Genomic DNA, 6,578 nt, shown 5'->3' with positions numbered 1-6,578 from the left:
GGATCAAGCCGTGCTGACGCAGAACGTTCGTCAGGTCGCAGAGGGTGGCCGCCACGCCGACGCGGCAGCCGAGCTGTGCCGGGCGGCCGAGCTGGACGCCTTCGGTCGGCCCCGCTACCAGCTGCTGGTCATCGAGGTGACCGGTCCGGCGGGCAGCCGCGTGCTGGCCTGCCGGGGGGTCGGCGCGAACGCGCTCACCGGCGCGGCGGTCGCCCTCGGCGCCCTGGCGGTCGCCGCCGGCGCCGTGCCACCCGGCGTGCACCACCTCGCCGAGGCGGTGGACCCGGGATGGGCGGTGGACCTGTTGCACACCAGCCCGGCGGTCACGTCGCTGACCGTCGACGACGTCCCGCTGGGGTCACACGACCTGATCGAGGAGGGGGTGGCGTGAAACCGAGAGTGCTGGTCGCCGGCACCAAGTTCGGCCAGGTGTACCTGCAGGCCTTTCGGCAGCCCGACTTTCCGTTCGAGCTGGCCGGGATCCTCGCCGGGGGCAGCGCCCGTTCGGTCGCGTGCGCCCGGCACTACGGAGTGCCGCTGTGGACCGACGTGGCCCAGGTGCCCGCCGACGTCACGCTGGCCTGCGTGGTGATCCGCGGCGGTCTGCTCGGCGGACCGGGCGGCGAGGTGGCCCGGGCGCTGATGCAACGGGGGCTGCACGTGCTGCAGGAGCATCCGCTGCACCACGACGAGCTGGTCGAGTGTCTGCGGACCGCCGGCCGGGCCGGGGTCGTCCACCACCTGAACTCGTTCTATGTGCACACCGCCCCGGTGCGCCGGTTCCTCGCCGCGGCCCGGGCGCTGCTGGCCCGGCAGCCGGCGCGCTACGTCGACGCGGCCTGCGGCTTCCAGGTCGCGTACGCCCTGCTGGACATCCTCGGCCAGACCCTCGGCGGGGTACGCCCGTGGGGCCTGGCCCCGGCGGTCGAACTGCCCGAGCAGGTACGCCGGCTGTCCCGGGTGGACGTGCCGTTCCGAAGCCTCGACGGAGTGCTCGCCGGGGTGCCGCTGACCCTGCGGGTGCAGAACCAGATGGACCCGGCGGACCCGGACAACTACGCGCACCTGCTGCACCGGGTCACCATCGGCACCGAGGCCGGCAACCTGACCCTCGTCGGCACACACGGACCCACCGTGTGGAGTCCTCGGCCGGACTTTCCGCAGCAGGTGCAGGACCGGGGGGTGGGCCGGCCGCACTTCGCCGACGGGGAGGGCGCCGAACCCGACCACCTGGACGTGCCGAGCGCGCAGCCGCTGGCCGACACGGTCGCGCCCAGCTACCGCACCGTGTTCGAGGAGGTCTGGCCGGCCGGCGTCGGGTACGCCCTGGGCAACCTGCACCGGGCGGCGCTGGGCGGGGAGAAGCTGGCCCGGCACGGCCAGTACCACCTGAGCCTGTGCCAGTTGTGGCAGGACGTCACCACCCGGTTGGGGCCGCCCGACCTGGTGCACTCCGTACCGCCGCGGATGCTCGTCGCGTCCGACGTGGCGGAACTGGCCGACGCTGCCGCCGGGGCGGTCGACACGCCGGAGCCGGTGCGGATCGGGGCGCGACCGTGACGCCCGCCGTCCGTACCTGGCTGCGCTGCCCCCGGCCGTTGCGCTGGCCGGCGCTGCGCCTCGTCTGCTTCCCCCACGCCGGCGGCAACGCCGCCTTCTACCGGCCCTGGTCCGGTCAGGTGCCCGACGACGTCGAGGTGCACGGCGTGCAGTATCCGGGTCGCATGGACCGGGCCGGGGAACCGTTCGCCGCCGACCTGCCGACCCTGGCCGAGGGGGTCGCCGTGGCGGTGCGGGCGCTGCCGGCCGACGCCCCGGTCGTCCTGTTCGGGCACAGCCTCGGGGCGTCCGTGGCGTACGAGACGGCACGCCGGCTGGACGGCCCCGGCAGCGTGCTACGGGCGTTGGTGGTTTCCGGCCGCCCGGGGCCGGACCGGTTGCGGGCCACCACCGTGCACCTGGCCGACGACGACACGCTGTGGGCGGAGACCGGGCGGCTCGGCGGCACCGGCCGGGAGGCCCTCGAACACGAGGGGGTACGCGCGATCGCCCTGCCGGTGCTGCGCGCCGACTACCGGATCGCCGAGACGTACCGTCCGCGGCCGCCGGTGCCGCTACGGACGCCGGTGCTGGCCTGCGTCGGCGCGGACGACCCCGAGGTCACCGCGGACGAGGCCGGCGACTGGGCCCACCGCACCCGAGGTGGCTTCGCCCTGCACACGTTCCCCGGCGGCCACTTCTACCTGCTCCCGCGCCGCAACCAGCTCATCGAGACCATCCTGCGCGCCACGCACCGCAGCCCGGTGCCCACCTGGTCGGCGGCCGGCCCGTGATCCCGGCGAACCTGCACTACCACCGGGCCCGGGACCTGACCGAGGCGCTGGAGCTGCGTGAGGCGTACGGCGACCAGCTGCGGCCGCTGGCCGGCGGGCAGTCGCTGCTGCCGGCGCTGAAGCTGCGCCGCGACCGCGTCGACACCCTGCTGGACCTCGGCCGGGTCGGCGAGTTGTCGTACGTGGCCCACCGTGACGACCACCTGGCCGTGGGCGCGCTGACCCGCTACCACCGGTTGCTCACCGACCCGCTGGTCGAGCGGTACGCCCCGATGCTGGCCGTCGCCGCCGCGGCGGTCGGTGACCCGCAGGTGCGGCATGTGGGGACCGTGGGCGGCGCGCTCGCCCAGGCCGACCCGGCCGCGGACCTGCCGCTGGCCCTGGTCGCGCTGGACGCCGTCGTGGTGTTGCGCAGCGTGGCCGGCGCCCGGCAGGTGCCCGCCGCCGAGTTGGCCGTGGCGCCCGGGGCGACGGTGTGCCGGCCCGACGAACTCGTCACCGAGGTACGGGTGCCGCTGCCCGGCCCGGCACGGTGGAGCTACCGGACCTTCGCCCGGCCGGCGTTGGAGTGGTCGCTGGTGGCCGTCGCCGTCGCCGACGGTCGGGTCGCGCTGGCCGGCATGGGGCCGACCATCCGGCGGGCGCACGGGGTCGAGGTGGCCCTCGCTGAGGGCGCCGGTGTCGCCGCGGCGGCGCGCGCCGATGAGGGGTGTGACCCGCCGGACGACGTACGCGCCTCGGCCGCCTACCGGCGGCACGTGAGTCGGGTGCTGGTGGCCCGCGCCCTGGCCGAGAACGGCACCATCCCGGAGGAGTCACGATGAGCATCGACGCCCGTCCCGGTACGACGACCGTCGCCGTCACCGCCACGGTCAACGGTCGCCCGGACAGCCGGCGGGTGCCGGCCCGTACCCTGCTGGTCCATCTGCTGCGCGAGGAGCTGGGGTTGACCGCGGCCACCGTGGGCTGCGACACCTCCTCCTGCGGGGCCTGCACGGTGCTGCTGGACGGGCGGTCGGTCAAGTCGTGCAGCCTGCTGGCCGCGCAGGCCGACGGCGCCGAGATCCGCACCGTGGAGGGGCTCGCCGACGGCGAGCGGCTGCACCCGGTGCAGGAGGCGTTCCACGAGCACCACGCCCTGCAGTGCGGCTTCTGCACTCCCGGCATGGTCCTCGCCGTGGTGAGCCTGCTCCAGGAGAACCCGGGGCCGCTCACCGAGCACGACGTGCGGCACGCCCTGAAGGGCAACCTGTGCCGCTGCACCGGCTACCACAACATCGTCCGTGCCGTGCTCGCCCTCGACGAGGCCCGCCAGGTCGGATGACCGCCAGACACCGGAAAGGAGGCCGACCATGTCGGCGCGCTACGTACTCGGGGTGAACATCGGCTTCCACGACTCCAGCGCCGCGCTGGTCCGCGACGGTGCGCTCTGCGGCCTCGTCGAGCAGGAGCGGGTCAGCCGGCGCAAGCACGCGGTGGGCCAACCGCCCGCCGACGCCGTCGCCGCCTGCCTGGCGATGGCCGGCATCGGCCCGCAGGAGGTGGACACCGTCGCCATCGGCTGGGACTTCCGGGACATCCCGCTCGGGCGCAACCGACGGTTCACCCCCGACGGGCTGCGGGCGATGCTCTTCCCCGGCCACGAGGACCTGACCATGCCGGCGATCCGCTGGGTGCCGCACCACGTCGCGCACGCGGCCAGCGCGGCGTTCAGCGTCGACTGTGACGAGGCGGCGGTCCTGGTCCTCGACGGCGCCGGCGAGACGCAGTCGACCTCGTTCGGGCGCTACGCCGACGGGGACATCGAGATCCTGCGGGAGTGGCCCGTCGAGCAGTCGTTGGGCTTCTACTACAACGCCGCCGCCGAGTGGGCGGGGCTGGGCTACTGGGGCACCGGCAAGCTGATGGGCCTCGCCGCGTACGGAAGGCCCGGCCCCGGCGCGCCAGTGCGGGCGGTTCCCGGCGGGTACGAGCTGGTCCGTGGCACGCCCACCGCTGACGTGCCCGCCCGAAGGGCCGCGACCCTCGGCCCGCTGATGGCGTACTACCCGGCCGTCGCCGAGTCCCTCAAACCCCAGTTCGGCAAGCTGTTCCCGTACGCGCCGCGCACCGGGGAGGAGCCGATCGCGTACGCGGACTTCGCGGCGACGATCCAGCAAGGGCTGGAGGAGACGGTGCTGTCGCTGGCCGCCGAGCTGCGTCGGCGGGTCGACACCCCGGTGCTGGCGCTCGCGGGCGGGGTGGCGATGAACTGCACCATGGTCGGCGTGCTGGTCCGCAGTGGCCTGTTCGAGCGGGTCTACGTGCCGCCGGTGCCGACCGACGCGGGGGTGTCCCTGGGGGCCGCGCTGGTCGCCGCGCGGGAGTGCGGTGAGTTCGCGCCCACCCGTCTCGACCACGCGTACTGGGGTCAGCCGATCACCACGGAGGCCGGTGAGGCGGCGGCGGCTCGGGCCGGCATGGTGCACCGCCGCCTGGGTGACGACGAGTTGGCCCGCGCCGTGGCCGGTGAACTCGCCGCTGGCCGGATCGTGGGCTGGGCACGCGGGCGGGCCGAGATCGGGCAGCGGGCGCTCGGCGCGCGCAGTCTGCTGGCCGACCCGCGTGGTCGGCGCAGCCTGGAACGCCTCAACGTGCTCAAGGGGCGGGAGATGTGGCGTCCGGTGGCGCCCAGTGTCCTGGCCGAGCACGTGTCCGAGCTGGTCGACGGTCCGGTCGGCGATCCGTCCCGGTTCATGTTGGCCGCCGCCTCGCTGCGCCCGGACGCGCGGCTGCGGGTCCCGGCGGTGACGCACGTGGACGGCTCGGCCCGCCCGCAGACCGTGTACCGCGACACCAACCCCGGCTACTGGTCGCTGATCGAGCAGTTCCGGCAGCTCACCGGAGTGCCGGCGGTGGTCAACACCTCGTTCAACCTCGCAGGCGACCCGATTGTGAACTCGGCCGCCGACGCGGTGGACACGTTCGTCCGGGCCAAGGAGATCGACCTGCTGGTGCTCGGGGACGCGGTGGTGGCGCGCAGCGAGGCCGACCTGCCGGCCTGACATGCGAAGGGGCCGCCCGACCGGGAGGCCCCTTCTTCGCGCGGTCCGCTGCTCAGGGGGTTGAGGAACATCGGAACGAAACCGGCGCCAAGCCGCTCGCGGGCCTGAGAGCGCTTTGACCTGGCGGCACACGGCCGCCGAGCAAGGTCGCCCACCGCCGAAATCAGACGCCTTCGCGCAGGTACAGGTCGCGCAGCAGGCCGATCTCGCCGCCGTGATGCGCGACCTCGACCAGAGCGTGCAGCGCGAGCTTCAGATAGGTCTCATCGGCCCAACCGCCGGGGCCCAGGCCTATCGGCGCCAACAGGCGCTTGTCGCCGAGGGCTGCGATACGGGAGATGAAGTGCTCCAAGTCCTCGGCGAGCGCCTCGACGCCCTCTTTTGCGGTGCCCGGCCACTCGTGGCGGTCGCCGAACTCGGGGACGTCCTCGAAGAAGTGGATCACATAGCCGCGCAGGCAGAGGCTGCCGATGTGCCAGATGCGCCAGGCGATCGTCGTGAGGGGGTCCGGCGCCTCCGGACTCGATTCCGCAAATAGCGTGGCGACGCGGAAGACGCCGTCGTCGCCGGGGCGGATGCTGATGCAGTCGCTGACCGGCTCCCAGTGGTACTCGGCGTCGGTCAGGTCCTCAAGGCGCTCGAACAGCCGGGATCGCGCGCGTTCGAAGATCGCGAGAATGTCCCGCGTGACGGGGTCGGGCACGATCATGTCAGCCATGTCAACTCCAGGGCTCGGTGGTTTCGGGTCGGTCGGGATGATCAGGATCGACGGGTCGGCCGACTCGGTCACTTGCCGCCGCCTCGGCGTGTGTCGCCGGGTGCGAGCAGGCTGGTGAGTTCGGCGATGGCGTCCGGCGACGGCTTGAAGTAGCGGCGCAGGTTCTCCGGCTTGCGGTGCCGGGACTTGGCCATCAGCATCAGCAGCGACGCGCCAGCCTCGCCCAGGTGCGTCAGCGCGGAGTGGCGGTATTCGTGCAGGTCCCAGCCCGTCCCCGGGCCCTGTGTGGCGGTGTGGATGTCCAGCAGGGCGCGGGCCTGGCCGTAGGACAGGCGCGCCGCCCCGGTGTCTGGGCACACGTCCCGAGGGCCAATGACCTTCCCCGGCCCCGCACGGCGGGCGGTGACGAACACCGGACCGCGGGTGCGGCCCTTGAGCAGCCAGGGCAGCAGCCGGGCGGTGCGGCGTTATCTGTGGGATGAC

Annotated in this window: 7 protein-coding genes and 1 pseudogene; 6 read left to right on the top strand and 2 right to left on the bottom strand. The window is 73.9% G+C overall.

Annotated features, from left to right (window positions below; genetic code table 11):
• From ACWD6N_RS21715 to ACWD6N_RS21690, 6 genes and pseudogenes are all read left to right on the top strand, one after another.
• Positions 1-391, top strand: a pseudogene (locus ACWD6N_RS21715) (hypothetical protein); the annotation flags it as partial.
• Positions 388-1,560 carry a Gfo/Idh/MocA family oxidoreductase gene (locus ACWD6N_RS21710; protein WP_450005139.1) on the top strand — a complete coding sequence of 391 codons (1,173 nt, stop codon included), beginning with the start codon at positions 388-390 and terminating at the stop codon, positions 1,558-1,560. The pseudogene ACWD6N_RS21715 and the gene ACWD6N_RS21710, both read left to right, overlap by 4 nt.
• Positions 1,557-2,333: a thioesterase II family protein gene (locus ACWD6N_RS21705; RefSeq protein WP_450005138.1), complete on the top strand. Its 777-nt coding sequence runs from the start codon at positions 1,557-1,559 to the stop codon at positions 2,331-2,333. The genes ACWD6N_RS21710 and ACWD6N_RS21705 overlap by 4 nt, the downstream gene beginning before the upstream one ends.
• Positions 2,330-3,157, top strand: coding sequence for an FAD binding domain-containing protein (locus tag ACWD6N_RS21700; RefSeq protein ID WP_450005137.1), 828 nt, complete (start codon positions 2,330-2,332; stop codon positions 3,155-3,157). Before ACWD6N_RS21705 ends, ACWD6N_RS21700 begins: the two co-directional genes overlap by 4 nt.
• On the top strand, positions 3,154-3,657 hold the full coding sequence (locus ACWD6N_RS21695) for a (2Fe-2S)-binding protein (RefSeq protein ID WP_450005136.1): 504 nt from the start codon (positions 3,154-3,156) through the stop codon (positions 3,655-3,657). Before ACWD6N_RS21700 ends, ACWD6N_RS21695 begins: the two co-directional genes overlap by 4 nt.
• Positions 3,658-3,685: 28 nt before the next feature.
• Positions 3,686-5,377: a carbamoyltransferase family protein gene (locus tag ACWD6N_RS21690; RefSeq protein ID WP_354965231.1), complete on the top strand. Its 1,692-nt coding sequence runs from the start codon at positions 3,686-3,688 to the stop codon at positions 5,375-5,377.
• 163 nt (positions 5,378-5,540) lie between these two features.
• On the opposite strand, the gene ACWD6N_RS21685 is transcribed toward ACWD6N_RS21690, so the two are convergent.
• Complete coding sequence (locus ACWD6N_RS21685) at positions 5,541-6,167, bottom strand: DinB family protein (protein WP_450005135.1); 627 nt, start codon at positions 6,165-6,167, stop codon at positions 5,541-5,543.
• Positions 6,164-6,454, bottom strand: coding sequence for a hypothetical protein (locus ACWD6N_RS21680; protein WP_450005134.1), 291 nt, complete (start codon positions 6,452-6,454; stop codon positions 6,164-6,166). Before ACWD6N_RS21680 ends, ACWD6N_RS21685 begins: the two co-directional genes overlap by 4 nt.
• Positions 6,455-6,578 lie beyond the last annotated feature (124 nt).

It is taken from the genome of Micromonospora sp. NPDC005163 (genome assembly GCF_053599835.1).
Note: the sequence above shows the minus strand (reverse complement) of the source record. Positions and strands in the feature narration are given on the sequence as shown.